Consider the following 18030-nt stretch of genomic DNA (forward strand, 5'->3'; position numbering starts at 1 on the left):
CCTTCGGCCGCCCCGTAGAACCCGACGTATAAATCACATACGCCAAATCATCCGGACGTGCCCCCACGCCATCCACGACTTCATCGGCATCATCGGCATCATCGGCATCATCGGGTTCGAGTTTCGGTTCCTCGCTGAGCACCACAGTGGGCGAACAGTCCGCCAACAGCTCCGCCCGCCGCCGCTCCGGCAGGTCCGGGTCCAGCGGCACATACGCACCCCCCGCCAACAACACCCCGAACACACAGGCGACCATGCCCACCGCTCGCGGCATACTCACCGCGACCAAAGCGCCCGGGCCCACCCCCTGCCCGCGCAGCCACCGCGCTACTCGACCTGCGCGGACACTCAACTCCCGGTACGTCAGCACCTCGGATCCGCAGACCACTGCCACCGCATCCGGCGTCGACGCCACCTGAGCCAGGATCAACTCCGGAACCGTCACCGCCAGATCGACATCGACCCTGGTGTCGTTCCAGCCCGACACCACCAGCTCCCGCTCCGCCGTCGGCAGCACATCCAGCAGACCCAGCGGAGCATCCGGCGCGTCCTCCAACGCCGCCACCACCGCACCCAACGCACACTCCACCAACCGCCCCACCCGCGCCGGATCCACTCCGCCCGCCGCCTGAACGGACAGGTGAAGGCCGTCTGCGAGATCGTCCATCGCCAGCATCAGTGGGTAATTGGTGCGCTCCTGCGCGAACTCCCAGGTGATGCCGTCCCATGGGCGTGCGTCGGCGGTATCGCTGTACCGGTAGTTGAGCAGTGAGGTGAACAGCGGTGCCGGTGCCGGAACCCCGCTGCACCGCTGGGCGAGCGCCAGCGAAGCATGCTCATGCCGCAGCAACTCCGCCAACATCCCATGCGTCTGACGGACCGCCTCACCAACGCCCCGGCCATCCACTCCCAACCGCACCGGCAGTGTGTTGATAAACGGACCCAGCGCCCGCCCCACCGAACTCGACACCGCCATCCGGCCGAACAACACCGTTCCGAACACCACATCCCGCCGGCCCGTCAACCGCGCCAGCACCAACCCCCACGCCAGATGGCACACACTCGCCGCGCTCACCCCCGACGCCCCCGCCTGCACCCGCAACCGGGCCACAAGACCGGGATCGAGGACCCATCCGCACTCCGCGACCCCCGACCCGTCGCCGCCGATGTCCGTGAGTCCCAAGGGCGCGGTCGGTTCGGTGATGTCGCCGAGCATCGCGGTGAAGAACCGCGCGTCCCCCTCGGCGTCGGCCGCGGCCCGCGCCTCGGCGACGAAGTCCCGGAACGGCAGCGGCTGCGGGAGGTGGTCGGCCTCGCCGCGCAGGATCGCCTGGATCTCCGCGAACACCGCCTTGAAGGTGGTGTTGTCGTCCATCAGGTGGTGGCTGAGCATCAGCAGCACCCAGCGGTCCCGCGCCGCGTCGTACGCGGTGTAGATGCGCAGCATCGGTGCGTGCCGGACGTCCAGCCGCAGCTCGCGCGGGTCGAACCGGGCCCGCAACCAGGACAGCGCGTCGCCGCCGTCGGCGTCCGGCGTCACCTCGACGACCGGCAACGGCGCCCGCCGCCACACGACCTGGACCGGCTGGGACAGCCCCTCCCAGAGCACCGCCGTCCGCAGGATGTCGTGCCGGTCCACCACGGCCTGGAGCGCGGTCAGGTAGTCCCGCAGCCGATCCCGGCTGTCGAAGCTCTGACCGATGCTCAGCAGGTAGGGGTCGCCGTGCTCGGTCAGCAGGTGGTGGAACAGCACGCCTTCCTGCATGGGCGCGAGCGGGTACACGTCCTGGAGATTGGCCGCGCCTCCCGGCACCGAGGCGACGATCAGGTCGATCTCGGACTGCTCCAGCGCGACCAGCGGCAGCATGGCGGGCGTGATGCGGTCGGCGTCCTCGGGGAGCGTGCCGGACGCCGGCCGCGCCGGCTCGTCGGGCGCCACGCGGACGACGGACGCGGCGAGGTCGGCGAGGGTGGGCGCGTTGAACAGACCGCTGACATCGGCCACGTATCCACAGGCCCGCATCCGTTCGCGCAGGGTGAGGGCGAGCAGCGAGTGGCCGCCGAGTTCGAAGAAGTTGTCGCGGCGGCCGATGCGCTCCCGGCCGAGCAGCTCCGCCCAGATCTCGGCGAGCTGGACCTCGATGTCGCCTTCCGGAGGCTCGTAGCCGGCGTGGCCGTAGCGCTGCCCGCCGGGGTCGGGCAGCGCGGCATGGTCGACCTTGCCGTTGGCGGTGACGGGCAGCGCGTCCAGCCAGACGTAGGCCGCCGGCACCAGGTACTCCGGCAGCCGCTCGGCCAGCGCGGCCCGTACGGCGTCGGTGCGGGCGGCCTCGTCACGCGGCGCCACCTCTTCGCTGAGCCCGGGGCCGGCCACGCAGTACGCGACCAGAGCGCGCTCCCCGGACGCGCTCGTGTGCGCCACCACGGCGGACTCGCGGACGCCGGGGCACGCCAGCAGCGCCGTCTCGATCTCACCCGGTTCGATCCGGAAGCCGCGCAGCTTGATCTGCCGGTCCGCGCGCCCCAGGTATTCGAGGATTCCGTCGGGCCGCCACCGGCCGAGATCGCCGCTGCGGTAGAGCCGGGCGTCCTCGCTTCCGGCGAAGGGGTCGGCCGTGAAACGCTCCGCGGTCTGCTTGGGCTGGCCGAGATAGCCGCGGGCCACTCCGGCGCCGCCGATGCAGATCTCACCGGTCACGCCGATCGGCACCGGTCGGCCGCGCTCGTCGAGAACGTGGACGCGGGCGTTGGCGATCGGCCGGCCGATCGGGACGGGACGCCGCGGGTCGTGGTCGGCGGGGATCTCGTACGCCGTGCAGCCGACCACCGTCTCGGTCGGGCCGTACTCGTTGACGAGCCGGACACCGGGCGCGAGGTTCTGCCACATCCGGACGGTCGCGGGGGGCAGTGCCTCGCCGCCGATGACCAGGACGGACGCCGACACCTGGCCTCCGTCGGCGAGGAGCTGCCGGCCGAGGGCGTCCAGGTGCGCCGGGGTGATCTTCACCAAGCGGCGGGCGGCCGGCTCGCGCAGCGCGGCGCGCAGCCCGTCGATCTCGTCGCCGTCGGCGAGCAAGACGACCTCCCCGCCGCCCAGCAGCGGCGTGAACAGCGAGGTGACGGTCGCGTCGAAGGACAGCGACGAGGAGACGACGGACCCTCCGGACGGGCGATAGGTCTCCGCCGCCCATCGCACATAGTTCGTGAGCCCGCGGTGTTCGACCACGACGCCCTTGGGCCGGCCGGTCGATCCGGACGTGTGGATGACGTACGCCGGGTGATCTGGCGTGAGTTCCGTCCGCGCCCGCGTCGGACCGTCGTCGGGCAGGTCGGCGTCGGCGCCGAGAACGGCCGGGTCCAGGGTGGCGACACCCAGGCCGGCAAGCGCTTCGCGGCCGGTCGCGTCAGCCAGCACAGCGCGAGGGGCACTGCCGGCGATCAGCAGCCGCAGTCGCTCGGCGGGGTGGCCGGGATCGAGTGGTACGTACGCGGCTCCGGCTTTGAGCACGCCGAGGACGGCGGCCAGGGTCGTGACGGTCCGCCCGGCGCAGATCGCCACGCGGTCGTCCACGCCGACGCCGGTCTGCATCAGGTGATGGGCGATCCGGCTGGACCGGCGGTCGAGTTCGGCGTAGGTGAGCCGTTCGGCGCCCTGCGAGACGGCGGCGGCATGCGGGGTGCGCCGTGCCTGCGCCTGGAACAGCTCGTGTACGCAGGCGTCGTCGGGCCACACGGTCTCGGTGGCGTTGAAGCCCTCGACCACTTGGGCGCTCTGCGCAGGGGTGAGCAGCGGGAGATCGGCGAGCGGCCGCTCGTCGTCCTCGACGAGGGCGGCCAGCAGGGTCCGCCAGTGCGCGAGGTAGCGGCGGACCGTGTCAGGGTCGAAGAGCGCGGAGGCGTACTCCGCGCCGCCGGTGATGCGGTCGCCGTCCTCGGACAGCTTGAGCGACAGGTCGAACTGCGAGGTGGTGTGCGGCGGGTGGGGCAGGTGCCGCGCCCGGATGCCGTCGAGCCGCGGAAGGACGGCCCCCTCCGGACTCGCGGGATTCCAGACGAACATCACCTGGGCGACCGGGTTGTGCGCCAGGTCGCGGGCGGGCGCCAGGAGTTCGACGATCCGCTCGAACGGCAGGTCCTGATGAGCCTGCGCGTCCAGGGTCCGGGTCCTGACCCGGTCCAGCCATTCGGCGACCGTGGGATCGCCGGAGGTGTCGAGGCGGATCGGCAGCATGGTGACGAACAGCCCGATCAGGTCCTGGACCTCGGGCCGGCCCCGGTTGGCGGTGGGTGTACCGATCACGACGTCGCTCTGGCCGGCGAGCCGCGCGACGGTCGCGGACCATCCGGCGAGCAGCACCATGAAGAGCGTCAGTCCGTGGCGCCTGCCCACGTCCCTCAGCCGGGCGACGAGTTCGGCGTCCAGGGCGCATTCGACGAAGCCGCCGAGGAAGTCCTGCTCGGCCGGCCGGGGGCGGTCGGCGGGCAGCGTGCACAGCTCGGGCGCACCGGACAGGGTGCGCACCCAGTAGTCCGCGAGACCGGCGGCTCCGGGTTCGGCCAGCCGGTCGCGCTGCCAGAGCGCGTAGTCGCCGTACTGCACGGCGAGCGGCGCGAGCGGGTCGGCCGCTCCGGTGGACTCGGCGGTGTAATGCGCGCTCAGCTCGCGCAGCAGCAGGCTCATCGACCAGCCGTCGGCGACGATGTGATGCAACGTCAGCAGCAGCGTGTGCTCGTGGTCGCCCAGCCGGATCAGGCGCGCGCGGATCAGGGGGCCGCGTTCCAGATCGAACGGCGCGCGGGCCTCCTCGACGACCAGCCGTTCGTGCTCGCGCGCCGCGTCGGCGCGGCCCCGCAGGTCGTGGTCCGTCCAGCCCGGGCGGCCGTGCGCGGCGATCCGCTGCACGGCCTGGCCGTCCGCGTCGGCGAAGGTCGTGCGCAGCACCTCGTGGCGCTCGACGACCCGCTCCAGGGCGCGGCGCAGGGCACCGGAATCGAGCGGTCCGGTGAGCCGGAATCCGCCGGGTATGTGGTACGGGCTGCGCCGGCCGAGGGTGGACAGGAACCACAGCTGCTGCTGGGCGGACGACTGCGGCAGCACGCCGGTGTGCGGTACGTGCACGATCGGCGGCTGCTCGCTCGGCCGGGCCGCGTCGACCGCGCGGGCGAAACCGGCCAGGGTGGGTGTGGCGAACAGGGTTTCGAGAGCCACCTCGATGCCGAGGTCCGCCCGCAGCCGGGTGAACAGCTGCACGGCCAGCAGCGAGTGGCCGCCGAGGTGGAAGAAGTCGTCGTGCCTGCCGATGTCCTGGACATGCAGCAGCTCGGACCAGATCGCGGCCAGCGTCGACTCGAGCCCGTCCAAGGGGGCTTCGTACCGCTCGCGGAAGTACGACTCGGTGCCGGGTTCCGGCAGGGCGGGGCGGTCGACCTTGCCGTTGGAATTGAGCGGCAACGCGTCGAGGCGCACGTAGGCGGTGGGCACCATGTACTCGGGGAGCCGGGCGGCGAGATGGGCGCGCAGGGCTGCGGTGGTCGGCGCGGCGACGTCGCTCGCCACCACGTAGTAGGCGACGAGACGCTTGTCGTCGGAGGCGGTTTCCGGCGCGCTGCGGGTGGCGACGACGCCTTCGGCGATCGCGGGGTGCTCGGCGAGCGCCGTCTCGATCTCACCGGGCTCGATCCGGAATCCCCGGATCTTCACTTGGAGGTCGTCGCGCCCGAGGAACTCGACGGTGCCGTCGGGCAGCCGGCGTCCCAGGTCGCCTGTGCGGTACATGGACGAGCCGTCCGCGGCGAACGGGTCCTCGACGAACCGCTCGGCGGTCAGCTCCGGGCGGTTGACGTACCCCCGCGCGACGCCTTGGCCGCCGATGTACAGCTCACCGGTCACGCCGAGCGGCTGCGGCCGCATCCAGCGGTCGAGGATGTGCACGGTGGTGCCCGCGACGGGCCGTCCGATGGGCACGCGTACGGCGTCGTCGGGCAGGTGGGTGAGCTCGTGGGCGAGGGCGAAGGTGGTCGTCTCGGTGGGGCCGTAGACGTGGACGAAGTGCTCGGGCCGGTGGTCGGCGAGGAACCGGCGCAGGATCCGCGGGTCCATGACGTCGCCGCCGACGAGCAGGTGCCGCAGGCCCGCCAGTGCCTCGCCGACCGGCTCGGCATAACGGTGGAAGAGACTGGTGGTCAGGAAGAGCGTGGTGATCCGCTGCTCCCGCAGCACCCGTCCGAACCTCACCGGGTCGAGCAGGTCCGCCTGGTCGACCACGACCGCGCACGCGCCGTTGGCCAGGGCGGCCCAGACCTCCATGGTGCTGGCGTCGAACGCGGGGTTCGCGGCGAAGGCGATGCGGTCGCCGGCCTGGAAGTCCGCGTACCGGTTGGCGCGCAGGAGCCGCCGCACGCCGCGGTGGGTGGCCACCACGCCCTTCGGCCGCCCGCTGGACCCGGAGGTGTACATCACGTAGGCGGCGGCGGTGTCGCCGACTACGGCCCGGATGCCCGAGCCCGGCCGGTCGCCGCGCGGCTCGTCGGCCTCGCTCCCGGCCCTGCTCTCGGCCTCGCTCTCGTCGGCCAGATCCACCCTCGGCACTCCGGCGACCGTCGGCACGGCGGCGCCCGGGCGGGCGAGGACCGCGCTCGCGCCGCAGTCCTCGATGAGGAACGCCTGCCGCTGCTGCGGGAACGCCGGATCGATCGGGACGTAGGCCGCACCGAGAGTCAGCACGGCGAGTTCCGCGGCGATCAGGTCGGCCGAGCGCTCCAGGACGATCGCGACCCGGTCGCCGGCGTGCACGCGATGCGCCGCGAGCGCGGTCGCGATGCCGGCGGCGCGGTCGGTGAGGTCACGGTAGCTGGTGTGCCGCGTGCCGTGGGCCACGGCGACCGCGTCCGGCGTGCGCGCGGCCTGCTCGGCGACCAGTTCGTGCAGCGGGCGCGCGTCCTGGTCGTCGGCGTCGGCGTCGTCGGCGGCAGTGTCGTTCCACTCCCGCAGGCGGTCGAGGTCTTCGGGCCGGAGCAGCGGCAGGTCGTCGAGCGCCGCCGTGTCGTCTTCGGCCATCGCGGCGAGCAGCACCAGCCAGTGCTCGGCGTAGCGCCGTACCGTCGCCGGGTCGAAGAGCGCGGAGGCGTACTCGATGCCACCGGTCACGACGCCGTCGGACTCGTGCAGCGCGAGGGTCAGGTCGAAGGTGGCGGTGCGGTGCTCCTGGCCGGAGAGCCGTTCGGAGCGTATGCCCGGCAGGTCGAGGCGCTCATCGCGACCCTCCTGCCAGGTGATGGCGACCTGGAACACCGCGTTGTGCGCCAGGCTGCGGTCGGGCCGGACGAGTTCGACGATCCGCTCGAACGGCAGGTCCTCGTTGGCGTGCGCGTCGAGCATGCGGGTCGTGACACGCTCCAGCCATTCGGACACGCTCGGCGCGCCGCCGGTGTCGAGGCGCAACGGCAGCATGTTGGTGAACACCCCGATGGCGCTCGCGGTGCCGGCCTGCCCGCGGCCCGCGGACGCGGTGCCGATCACGACCTCCTGCTGCCCGGACAACCGGCAGATCAGTGCCGCCCAGCCGGCGAGCAGGAGGGTGAACAGGGTGGTGCCGTTACGCCGGCCCAGCGCCTTGAGCCGGTCGGTCAGTCCGGCGTCGAGGTGGCACGGCACCATGCCCCCGGCGAAGTCCTGCCGGGCCGGGCGGGGCCGGTCGGTGGGCAGGTCGCACACCGCGGGCGCGCCGGCCAGCGTGCGCTGCCAGTACTCGGCCTGCGCCGCGGTGTGCTCCGGGGTGAGCTGCTCGCGCTGCCACAGCGCGAAGTCCGGGTACTGCACGGCCGGTTCGGGGACGGTGTCGGCGCCTCCGCCGCGGGCCGCCGCGTACAGGCTGCCGAGCTCGCGCAGCAGGATGCCCACCGACCAGCCGTCGCAGACGATGTGATGCAGCGTCAGCAGCAGGGTGTGCTCCTGCGCGCCGAGCGCGATCAGGCGGCCGCGGACGAGCGGACCGCGCGCGAGGTCGAACGGCGCCCCGGCCTCGGCCGTGACGAGCCGCCGGTGCTCGGCGACGGCGTCGGCGTGGGCCCGGCCGGTCAGGTCGTGGTGCACGAGCGGGAAGGGGGCCGGGTCGTCGATGTGCTGCTCGGGTTCGCCGTCCCCTCGCGCATCGAGGACGAAGCGGGTGCGCAGCGACTCGTGCCGGGCGAGGACGCGGTCCAGCGCGGTCTGCAGAGCGGCACGGTCCAGCGGTCCGGACAACCGCAGCGCGAGCGGCAGGTGGTAGGCGCTGCTCGCGCCGTCGAGCTGGGCGAGGAACCACAGCCGCAGCTGCGGGAAGGACAGCGGCGCGCGCCCCGCGTGCGGTCGAGCGGTGATCGCCCGGCGGTGCACGGGCCGGGCCCGGGCGATGGCGGCGGCGCACCCGGCGGGCGTCGGCGCCGCGAACAGCGTGCTCAGCTCCAGCTCCACGCCCAGTTCGTCGCGCAGCCGGGCGATCATCAGCACACCGAGCAGCGAATGTCCGCCGAGGTCGAAGAAGTCGTCGTGACGGCCGACCCGCTCCACCTTCAGCAGTTCGGACCACAGGGCCGCGACCGTCCGCTCGATCTCGCCCTGCGGCTCCTCGTCGGCGCGGCGCACGTGCCCGGTGTCGTCGGGGACGGGCAGCGCGCGGCGGTCGAGTTCGCCGCTCGGGGTGCGCGGCAGGGCGTCGAGGTGGACCAGCGCGGCGGGCAGGAGGCGGCCGGGCAGCCGCTTGGCGAGCGCCAGGCGCAACGCGGCGCTGTCCAGCGGACGTTCGGCGGTGTAGTACCCGACGAGCCGGTCGTCGTGGACGGCGACGGCGGCTTCCGCGATGGCGGGGTGCTGCGTCAGGTGGTGCACGATCTCACCGGGTTCGATGCGACGGCCGTGCAGCGTGACCTGGTCGTCGCCGCGGCCGAGATACTCGAGGACGCCGTCGGACCGCCAGCGCGCCGTGTCGCCGGTGCGGTACATGCGCTCGCCGGGCGCGAACGGATCCGGCACGAACCGCTCGGTGGTCAGGCCGGGTCGGCCGAGGTAACCGCGGGCGACTCCCGCGCCGCCGATGTGCAGTTCGCCCGGCACCCCGGCCGGGACCGGCCGGCCCAGCACGTCGAGGACGTGGACGCGGGCTCCGGCGATCGGGCGTCCGATCGGAACCGTGCGCCCGGGGTTGCCCGGCCCGCAGCGGTGGTGGGTCGCCCATACGGTCGCCTCGGTCGGGCCGTACTCGTTGTACAGCGCGACACCGGGCAGCGCCCTGCGGGACTCGGCGACCAGCTCGGGCGGGCACACCTCGCCGGCGACGATCGCGGTGACCAGTCCGGGCGGCGGTCCGTCCAGGTCGGCGAGGATGGTGCCGTACAGCGACGGGACGCACAGCAGCGTGTCCACGCGGTGGCGCACGAGGTCGGCCGCCGGCCGGTCCAGATCGTCGACGAGGACGAGCGCGCCGCCGCGGGTCAGGGTCCCGAAGACGCCGGCGACGGAGCTGTCGGACGCGATCGGAGACAGCAGGAGGAACCGCTGCGGCACCGGGTAAGCCTCGGCCCGCGCCGTGATCGAGGCGACCACATGCCGGTGCTCGACCATCACCCCCTTGGGCCGGCCGGTCGACCCGGAGGTGTAGATCACGTACGCGAGATGCTCGGGGCCTGCCGCGGGTTCGGGGTCGTCATCGGGGTCGTCATCGGGGCCGGCCTCGGGGTCGTCATCGGGGCCGGCCTCGGGGTCGTCCTCGGAGTGCGGCTGCTCGTCGCGCAAGTCGACGATCGGGACGGTGGTCTCCGGCGGCTCGTCCCCTGATATGAGCAGTGCGGCGGGCGCGCAGTCCGCGAGCAGGTCGCGCTGCCGGGCGGCCGGCCAGTCCGGGTCCAGCGGTACGTATCCGGCCCCGGCCTTCAGGATGGCGAGCAGTCCGGCGAGGGCTTCCGGCGTGTGCGGCGTCTGGATCGCGACGCGGTCGTCGGGGCGGACGCCGAGCGCCCGCAGCTGCTGCGCGAGGCGGTTGGCACGGGCGTTGAGAGCGCGGTACGTGAGGCTGCCGGCGGACGAGACGATCGCCGTCGCGTCCGGCGTCCGCGCGACCTGGGCCTCGAAGAGGCCGTGCAGCGTGGGTCGGTGGGGCCGCGGCGCGGGGGCGCCGGTGCCGAGTGCGAGCAGGCGTGCCCGCTCGGCGGCGTCCAGCAGCGGGAGCTCGTCCACCGGCAGGTCGTCGCCGGAGGCCATCGCGGTGAGCAGGTGGCGCCAGGAGTCCAGGCAGCGCCGGACGGTGTCGGCGTCGAAGAGCGCGGTGGCGTATTCGACCGCGCCCTCGATGCGGTCGCCGTGCTCGCCGGCGGTCAGCAGCAGGTCGACCTGCGCGGTGGTGGCCGGGCCCTGGGCCAGCGGGACGCCGTGGACGCCGGGCAGGTCCAGCGGCTGCTCGCGGAAGTCCTGCCAGGTGAAGAGGTTCTGCACGAGCGGGCTGTGGGACGCGCTGCGCTCGGCGCTGACGAGGTCCACCACCTGCTCGAACGGCAGGTCCGCGTTCGCCTGCGCGGCCAGCGCCCGCGCGCGGGTCCGGGCCAGCCACTCGGCCACGGTCGGACGGTCGGACGCGTCCAGATGGATGGGCAGAGTGTTGACGAAGAGCCCGAAGGTGCCGGCGAGTTCCTCCCGGTCGCGCCCGGCGAAGGGTGTGCCGACCACCACACCCGGCTCTCCGGACCAGCGGATCAGCACAGCGGCCCAGCCGGCCAGCAGGACCTGGAACATCGTCGTGCCGTGGCGCTGGGCCGACTGCCGTAGGCCGTGGGTCAGCTCCGCGTCGAGGACGAATGTGCTGCGCGCACCGGCGAAGTCCTGGTGGAGCGGCCTCGCGCGGTCGACGGGCAGCCCGCTCAGATGCGGCGCGTCCGCCAAAGCGGCACGCCAGTGGTCGCGTTGCGGGTCCAACGTGCCGTCGGCGAGCCGGTCGCGCTGCCAGAGGGCGAAGTCAGGGTACTGCACCACGGGCGGCGCGAGCGGATCGGGTCGCCCGCCGGCGAAGGCCGCGTAGAGTGCGGCGAGTTCACGGAACAGCAGCTCGGTGGACCAGCCGTCGGTGACGATGTGGTGCAGCACCAGCAGCAGGACCGCCGAATCAGGCGTCTGCCACACGAGCGTCCCGCGGATCAGGGGCCCGCGGGAGAGGTCGAACGGCCGCTTCCGGGCGCGTTCCAGCAGCTCGGCCAGGGCGGCGTCGCGGTCCCGGGGGTCGGGACGGTCGCGAAGGTCGTGCTCGTCGAGGTCGAACGGAGACGCCCCGGCCGGAGCGATGTCCTGCCAGAGCTCCCCACCGGTCTCCCGAAAGGTCGTCCGCAGCGCCTCGTGCCGCGCGACAAGGCCCTCCAGCGCGCGCCGCAGCACCGCGGCGTCCAGCTCGCCGGTCAGCTGCCACCCCGCGACCACATGGTGCGCCGCACTACCTCCCGGAAGCTGCGCCACCAGCCACATCCGCTGCTGCGCGGACGACATCGGCACCGGCGTCGCCGCCCCCACCGGCCGTGGCCCCACCCGGCTCACCGCCGGACCCGCCGCGGCCAGACCCGCCGCACGAGCCAGCAGCAGCAGCCGTTCACGATCTCCGGACATCGAAGAAGGCAGGGGGGCGTCGTTCACGGAATCCGCCTCGGCATGGTGAGGGACCGACAAGGACAGGTTTGGCGCCGTGGGTGAGGTGGGCAACGGACAACCGGGCACCGCCCGCCCAGACAGCCCAGCCAGCGTGAATGGTAATGAACCGTCGCGTTCACAACAGCTTACTGAGAAGGTCAGCATGCACAGCGAAGCGAATCCCCGTCAACCGTGAGTTCCCCCCACGCCGCCATCGATCCCGCCCCAAGCCCCGAAGCCGCTCACCTCGTGACTCAAGCCCCTGCGATACCTGCCGCAGCCATGGGCGCCGCCACAGCCTTCGACGCGCCTGCGCCCCGGCGCCGTCCGCGACGGAACCGCTCCCGTACGAACGGCGGCGACGCAGCCTCGGCTCGGTCGGACGCGCGACGGTTATCGACGAGGTCTTCAGCGCTATGAGTGGTCGGCGGAATGCTGATCGATGGTCGCTCGACGCACTCGCCGGCGACCCTGGGTGGAACACGATTCGGGAAACGGCACACGAGGTTCTGACCTCGATCAGGTAGCGGTCGTGTCCAGGCGGGCTTTTCCGAAATGGCGAGGAAAGCGGACGTGGCAGCCTGCGGCACTCACCGTCTTATGCGGATCGGGTCGAGCTCAGGGATCCTGAGCTCGACCCGATGTTTTCCGGAGATCAGCGTAGTCCGGCGAAGAGATCGTTCTCAGGCAGGGACGCACCTGTGGTGTCCTGGACGCGGACGAAGGTTTCCATGCCCATCAGTTCGGTGAACCGTTCCACGCCCATTTTCAGGAAGAAGATGTTCTCGCCCTGGCTGGCGTGCGCGGCCAGGGAATCGAACTTCTGGCCGCCGAACTGGGACGTGTCCACCCAGGTGGTGATCTCGTCGTCGGGAAGGCCGAGCTGGGCCAGGTCGACGCCGTCGTCAGCCGGGTCCGGTTCCTCCCAGTCCGAGGCGAACTCGCGCATGATTTCTCCAAAGCGCTGCATCCCGGAGCGGGGCACCGTCGTCCAGTACACCTTCGGCCGCATCTCGATCATTTCGAGCGCCGCCATTGTGATGCGGTTCGCCTGGATGTGGTCGGGGTGGCCGTAAAAGCCGTTCTCGTCATAGGTCACGACCACGTCTGGCTGGTAGTGCCGCATGAGTTCGGCGAGGCGGGGCGCGCTCTCCTCCAGGGAGGTCCGCCAGAAAGATTCGGGAGCGTCGTTGGTCGGCCAGCCCATCATCCCGGAGTCGGCGTAGTCCAACATCTCCAGATGGCTGATCTTCAAGATTTCGCAGCTTGCTTCGAGTTCTTGACGTCGCATCGCAGCGACGGCCACGGGATCGTGACCGGGCTCGCCCGGCTTGACGCCGCCCGGGCCGTCCCCGCACCGCCCATCAGTACAGGTGACGAGGACAGTGCGAATGCCCTCCGCCGCATAGCGCGCGAGGACACCCCCGGTTCCGGTGGCCTCGTCGTCGGGATGGGCGTGAATCGCCATCAGCGTCAAGGGTCTGGCGTTCATATAAACAGTCCTCCGCGTAAAGGTTCGAGGGTGCCTGCTGGGAGCCACACCCGATATGAGGGTGACGGGACGTACAGCAGACACGAGGACCTCTGGAATTCCGCAGGGGATGGAACCCGCCGGGTTCACGCACATCGGCATCCGAGATGCCCGATGAACCGTTCCGGGGTTGTTCCCGGCTCAGGAACAACCCCGGAACGGTTCACAGCACTGGTGGACGGTCCGGTACGTCCGCTCGCCCTGTTGCCGCGTGGTGTCATCCCAGGTCGGCGGCCTTGCGGTGGAGCACTTCCCGTTCGCGTTCGTTGCGGCACAGGCGGGCGGCGAGTTCCAGTTCGGTCCTCGCCTCGGCCGTCCGGCCCAGGCGCGCCAGCAGTTCGCCGCGCACGCTGGGCAGCAGGTGCGAGCCCGCCAGGCGGTCGGAGACGACCAGCTCGTCCACCAGGTCCAGCGCTCGCTGCGGGCTTCCGGCCATCGCCAGGGCGACGGCCCGGTTGAGCTCGACGACCGGTGACGGCGCGATGCGGCCGAGCGCCTCGTACAGCAGAACGATCCGCTCCCAGTCGGTCTCGGCCACCGACGGCGCCGAGGCGTGGCATGCGGCGATCGAGGCTTGGAGGCCGTACGGGCCCAGGCCCCGGCCGAGGGTCGCGGCCCGGGCCAGGGCTGCCCGGCCGCGGCGGATCGCCGACCGGTCCCACAGCCGCCGGTCCTGGTCCTCCAGCAGCACGGCCTCGCCGTCCGGGCCGGTGCGCGCCGGGAAGCGCGCGGCTGTGAGCTCGCACAGGGCCAGCAGGCCGTGCACCTCCGGCTCGTCGGGCTGGAGCGCGGCGAGCATCCGGTTCAGGCGGATCGCCTCGTAGGCCAGGTCCGGGCGCAGCAGGCGGTCGCCGGCGGTCGCGGTCGAGCCCTCCGTGAAGATCACGTACAGGACGCTCAGGACGCCGCCGAGCCGGGCGTGGCGCTCGTCGGCCGGGGGCAGTTCGAACGGGACGCCGGCCGCGGCGATCGTCTTCTTCGCGCGGGTGATCCGGGCCTGGACGGTTGGGGTCGGCACGATGAACGCCCGCGCGATCTCCTCGCTGGACAGGCCGCCGACGACCCGCAGCGTCAGGGCCACACGCGCGTCCGGCGACAACACCGGGTGGCAGGAGATGAACATCAGGGCCAGGACGTCGTCGTCGATCCGGTCCGGGTCCCACGGCGCGTCGCCGGCCCGGCCCGGGCCGCCGGGGGCGGCCCCGGCGCCCGAGCTGAACTCGCCCTCGGCGAGCGGGGCCGCGAGCAGCGCGTGGCGCTCGTGAAGGGCTGAGCGCCGGCGGAACGCGTCGATGGCCCGGCGCCGGGCGGTCGCCAGCAGCCAGCCCACCGGCTGCGCCGGCAGGCCGTCGCGCGCCCACGAGTCCAGCGCCTCGGCCAGCGCCTCCTGCGCGACGTCCTCGGCGAGCTCGAAGTCACCGGTGTAACGCGCCAGGGCCCCGACGATGCGCGAGGACTCGATGCGCCAGACGGCCTCGACCGCCCGCCGCGCCGCGTCGGCGCTCGGCGGACGGTCGGCGGCCGGCGGGCCGCCGACGTCCGGACCGGTCACAGCTGGCCGGTGCGCTCGCGCCAGGCCCGCTCGCGGACGATCCACTCGTTGTCCTGCGGGAACTCATCGATCGACGGCACCCGCCGGATCTCGCACTTGGAGCCGGTGATCGCCGGGATGCGCTTGGCCCACTCCACGGCCTCCTCCTTGGAGGCGACATCGAGCAGGTAGAAGCCGCCGAACAGCTCCTTGGTCTCCCCGTACGGGCCGTCGGTGACGACCGGCGTCTCGCCGGCGAAGTCGACGACGACGGTCTGCGAGGGGTCGTCCAGGCCCTCGGACGCCACGAGGACGCCGGCCCGGATCATCTCCTGGTTGAACCGGCCCATCGTCTCCAGCATCTGCTCGAACGGCGTCTCCATCATCTTCGCCATCGTCTCGTCCGTGCCCCGCATGATCAACATGTACTTCGCCATCGCCGGTCTCCTCGGTTCCCGTTGTTCCGCCGGCCGCGGCCGGCCTTCTCACCCCAAGGTCGAACGAGGCGGCGGTGGATCGACACGCGGTCGGAAAGATCTTCACACGCCCCGCCGCCGCGCGCACCGGATCATGGTCGGCGCGCCGCCGCCCGGCCCGGCGCGGGCAGCCGGTAGATCATGGTGTGCGGCTCGTTGCATGATCGTTACCTGAGAGGTACGGACGCGTGTCGATCCGGCCGCCCGCCGTTCGGCCTAGGAGCGAACGCACCCCACACCGGTGCCGATCCCCGAATCGATGGAGCCTTGAGATGACCGACACAACCGCGACCGACCCTGCTCCTCGCGTGCGCGTACCGCTCGTGGCGTTGCTGCGAACCCACTTGGTCGCCCTGATTCTCGCCGCCGCGGCGACCGAGCTGTTCGCCGCGCTCGTCCGGGCCGCGGGCGTGCACCTCGCGGTGGGTGACCCCGGCGGCGACGCCTCCAGCGTCGTTCCGCTGCACCCCGGGGCGTTCGCCATATCCCTGGCGATGGCCACCGTCGCCGGGGCCGGCCTCGCCGCGGCGATCAACCGCTGGTCATCCCGCCCGGCCCGCGTCTACACCGCGGTGGCCGCCGTGCTCGTCGCAGCGTCGCTGGCCGCTCCGCTGACGGCCGCGGCCACCTCGGCGGGGACCAAGTCGACGCTCGTCGTCGCCCACGTCGTCGCGGCCGCCATCATCATCCCGCTGGTCCGCCGGCGCCTCGGGGGAGTGGCGAGCGAATGAGGAAGCTCCTCGGCACGGCCCACGTGTACATGATCGCCGGTGTGGTGAGCGGCCTGTACTACCGGGAGCTCACGAAGGCCGAGCACTTCACCGGACAGACGCAGCTCGGTGTCGTGCACACGCACCTGCTCGCCCTCGGGATGATGTTCTTCCTCATCGTCCTGGCACTGGAGAAGCTGTTCTCGCTGACATCGAGCCCGCTGTTCACGTGGTTCTTCTGGGTCTACAACGCGGGTCTGGTCGTCACCGTCGGCATGATGGCACTGCACGGCACGCTCACCGTTCTCGGGCACGACGCCGGCGGCGCCGTCGCCGGGATCGCCGGTGTCGGGCACATCCTGCTGACCGCCGGCCTGGTGCTGCTGTTCGTCATGATCGGCAAGCGACTGCCCCAGGATGCCCGATCATGTTCCAATCCCGCGCCCGACACGGTCGTCGAGCCGGTGCGCAAGAGTCGCTGAGGACGCCATGACCATCGCCGCGGCCACTCTGGCCATAGCCCTCGACCTGCTCATCATCTTCATCGGGGCCCGCTTCTTCGCGGTCCCGATCGCCGCCGCCGCCGCCTTCGGCGTCCCGGTGCGCACCGACGGCGGCGCGTGCGCCTATCTGACCGTCAAAGGCCTGCGAGACGCGGTGTCCGGAGTCGTGGGCCTGGCGATCCTGGCCTTCGCCGGGCTCCACGCCGAAGCCTGGTTCATGCTCGCCATCGCACTCACCCCGCTCGGCGACACCGTCATCGTCCTGAAGTACGGCGGCACCAAGACGGTCGCCTTCGGAATCCACTTCGCGACCGCGATGACGGTCATGGTCAGCGCGGCCCTGCTGTTCGCCGCCTGACCACCCCGCCGGCCCGCACAGACACCAAACCTGAGGAACCGCCGTGTCCCTGTCCCCACAGCCCTTCACCGATTCCACGATCGTCCGAGCAGCGGACGCCGAGACCATCGGCCGCGCCCCGACCACCATCCGCCTGCTCGCGGACAGCTCCGCCACCGCGGGCGCCCTGTCCACCCAGCAGGTCATCCTCGAGAACGGCGCCGACGGGGCCAGGCCGCACCACCACGCGAACTCCACGGAGCTGTTCTACGTGATCGACGGCACCGCCCACCTGCTGTCCGGCGAGACGGTCGTCACCGCGCAGCGCGGAGACCTCGTCGTGGTCCCTCCGGGCCTGGCACACGCGTTCGCCGCCGCACCGGGAGAGAACGCCGACCTCCTCATCGTCATCACGCCAGGCGTCGAGCGCTTCGAATACTTCCGCCACCTCGAACGCATCGCCTACGGCAAGGTCCCCCCGGAAAGCCTGCTCGACGTCCAGGAGATCTACGACACCTACTTCCGCGCCAGCACGGCCTGGGACGACCTGCGCCGCTGAGACGCCGAACCCCGTGTCGCCGGGCCGGCCGGCCCGGCGACGACCTTCGGGTCGTTCATGGCGCGGTTCTGCATGGTCTTGGAGGCGCGCAGTTCGCCGCAACGGTGGATGACGGTGACGCTGCGGGCGAAGCGGGACAGGAAGGCGGCTTCTTCCATGGCGGTGTCGCCACCGCCGACCACGGCGATGTCCTGGTCGCGGAAGAAGAAGCCGTCGCATGTGGCACACCAGGAGACACCGCGGCCGGACAGCTCGTCCTCGCGCGGGATGCCGAGCTTGCGGTAGCCGGAGCCGGTTGCGACGATGACGGTCTTCGCGCGGTGGACGGTGCCTTCGGTGTCGACGACTTCCTTGATGGGGCCGGTCAGGTTCACCGAGGTCACGTCGTCGGCGATGATCTCGGCGCCGAAGCGCTCGGCCTGGGCCCGCGTGTCCTCCATGAGCTGTGGGCCGTCGATGCCGTTGGGGAAGCCGGGGAAGTTCTCGACCTCGGTGGTGGTGGTCAGGGAACCGCCGACGAAGATGGAGGACCCGAACACCAGCGGCCGCAGGTCCGCCCGCGCGGTGTACAGGGCCGCGGTGTATCCGGCCGGGCCGGAGCCGATGATGATGACGTCGCGGATGCTGGTGTCCGGGCTCCCGGGTCAGGCCGTCGTGTTCTTGGCGTCGATCTCGGCGATCAGGCCTTTGATGAGGCCTTCGATCTCGTCGCGGATCGGGCGGACGGCCTCCACGCCCTGTC

General features: G+C 72.0%; 8 protein-coding genes and 2 pseudogenes. 4 read left to right on the top strand and 6 right to left on the bottom strand.

Annotated elements, in window-relative coordinates:
• The 4 genes from ABD466_RS43305 to ABD466_RS43320 all read right to left on the bottom strand — a co-directional run.
• A partial coding sequence (locus ABD466_RS43305; RefSeq protein WP_344663150.1) for an amino acid adenylation domain-containing protein occupies nucleotides 1-11647 on the bottom strand: 11647 nt, incomplete at its 3' end.
• A 649-nt stretch (nucleotides 11648-12296) separates the two neighbouring features.
• Entirely contained in the window at nucleotides 12297-13133 is an 837-nt protein-coding gene (locus ABD466_RS43310; protein WP_344663151.1) for a PIG-L family deacetylase, read from the bottom strand.
• Between the two features lie 256 nt (nucleotides 13134-13389).
• Entirely contained in the window at nucleotides 13390-14724 is a 1335-nt protein-coding gene (locus tag ABD466_RS43315; RefSeq protein ID WP_344663152.1) for an RNA polymerase sigma factor, read from the bottom strand.
• The gene (locus ABD466_RS43320; RefSeq protein WP_344663153.1) at nucleotides 14721-15140 is read right to left on the bottom strand and encodes a YciI family protein; all 420 of its coding nucleotides are present in this window, start codon (nucleotides 15138-15140) and stop codon (nucleotides 14721-14723) included. Before ABD466_RS43320 ends, ABD466_RS43315 begins: the two co-directional genes overlap by 4 nt.
• Before the next feature lie 311 nt (nucleotides 15141-15451).
• Here ABD466_RS43320 and ABD466_RS43325 point away from each other — a divergent pair, with 311 nt between their 5' ends.
• The 4 genes from ABD466_RS43325 to ABD466_RS43340 are packed head-to-tail and all read left to right on the top strand — an operon-like array spanning nucleotide 15452 to nucleotide 17288.
• The gene (locus tag ABD466_RS43325) at nucleotides 15452-15910 is read left to right on the top strand and encodes a DUF6069 family protein (protein ID WP_344663154.1); all 459 of its coding nucleotides are present in this window, start codon (nucleotides 15452-15454) and stop codon (nucleotides 15908-15910) included.
• Entirely contained in the window at nucleotides 15907-16371 is a 465-nt protein-coding gene (locus ABD466_RS43330) for a DUF2871 domain-containing protein (RefSeq protein WP_344663155.1), read from the top strand. Before ABD466_RS43325 ends, ABD466_RS43330 begins: the two co-directional genes overlap by 4 nt.
• A gap of 7 nt (nucleotides 16372-16378) precedes the next feature.
• Nucleotides 16379-16750: a DUF4267 domain-containing protein gene (locus ABD466_RS43335; protein ID WP_344663156.1), complete on the top strand. Its 372-nt coding sequence runs from the start codon at nucleotides 16379-16381 to the stop codon at nucleotides 16748-16750.
• A gap of 43 nt (nucleotides 16751-16793) precedes the next feature.
• Complete coding sequence (locus tag ABD466_RS43340; protein ID WP_344663157.1) at nucleotides 16794-17288, top strand: cupin domain-containing protein; 495 nt, start codon at nucleotides 16794-16796, stop codon at nucleotides 17286-17288.
• A 41-nt stretch (nucleotides 17289-17329) separates the two neighbouring features.
• Here the strand turns inward: ABD466_RS43340 and ABD466_RS43345 are convergent.
• Together ABD466_RS43345 and ABD466_RS43350 are read right to left on the bottom strand one after the other, a co-directional pair.
• A pseudogene (locus ABD466_RS43345) lies at nucleotides 17330-17911 on the bottom strand (NAD(P)/FAD-dependent oxidoreductase); the annotation flags it as partial.
• Between the two features lie 21 nt (nucleotides 17912-17932).
• A pseudogene (locus ABD466_RS43350) lies at nucleotides 17933-18030 on the bottom strand (phosphotyrosine protein phosphatase); the annotation flags it as partial.

Source organism: Catenulispora subtropica (assembly GCF_039531675.1).
Taxonomy (GTDB): domain Bacteria; phylum Actinomycetota; class Actinomycetes; order Streptomycetales; family Catenulisporaceae; genus Catenulispora; species Catenulispora subtropica.

What these genes read in the sequence shown, in the direction of transcription:
- ABD466_RS43310 (WP_344663151.1), bottom strand. Translation starts at nt 13,133, where the DNA reads ATGAACGCCAGACCCTTGACGCTGATGGCGATTCACGCCCATCCCGAC.
- ABD466_RS43320 (WP_344663153.1), bottom strand. Translation starts at nt 15,140, where the DNA reads ATGGCGAAGTACATGTTGATCATGCGGGGCACGGACGAGACGATGGCG.
- ABD466_RS43325 (WP_344663154.1), top strand. Translation starts at nt 15,452, where the DNA reads ATGACCGACACAACCGCGACCGACCCTGCTCCTCGCGTGCGCGTACCG.
- ABD466_RS43330 (WP_344663155.1), top strand. Translation starts at nt 15,907, where the DNA reads ATGAGGAAGCTCCTCGGCACGGCCCACGTGTACATGATCGCCGGTGTG.
- ABD466_RS43335 (WP_344663156.1), top strand. Translation starts at nt 16,379, where the DNA reads ATGACCATCGCCGCGGCCACTCTGGCCATAGCCCTCGACCTGCTCATC.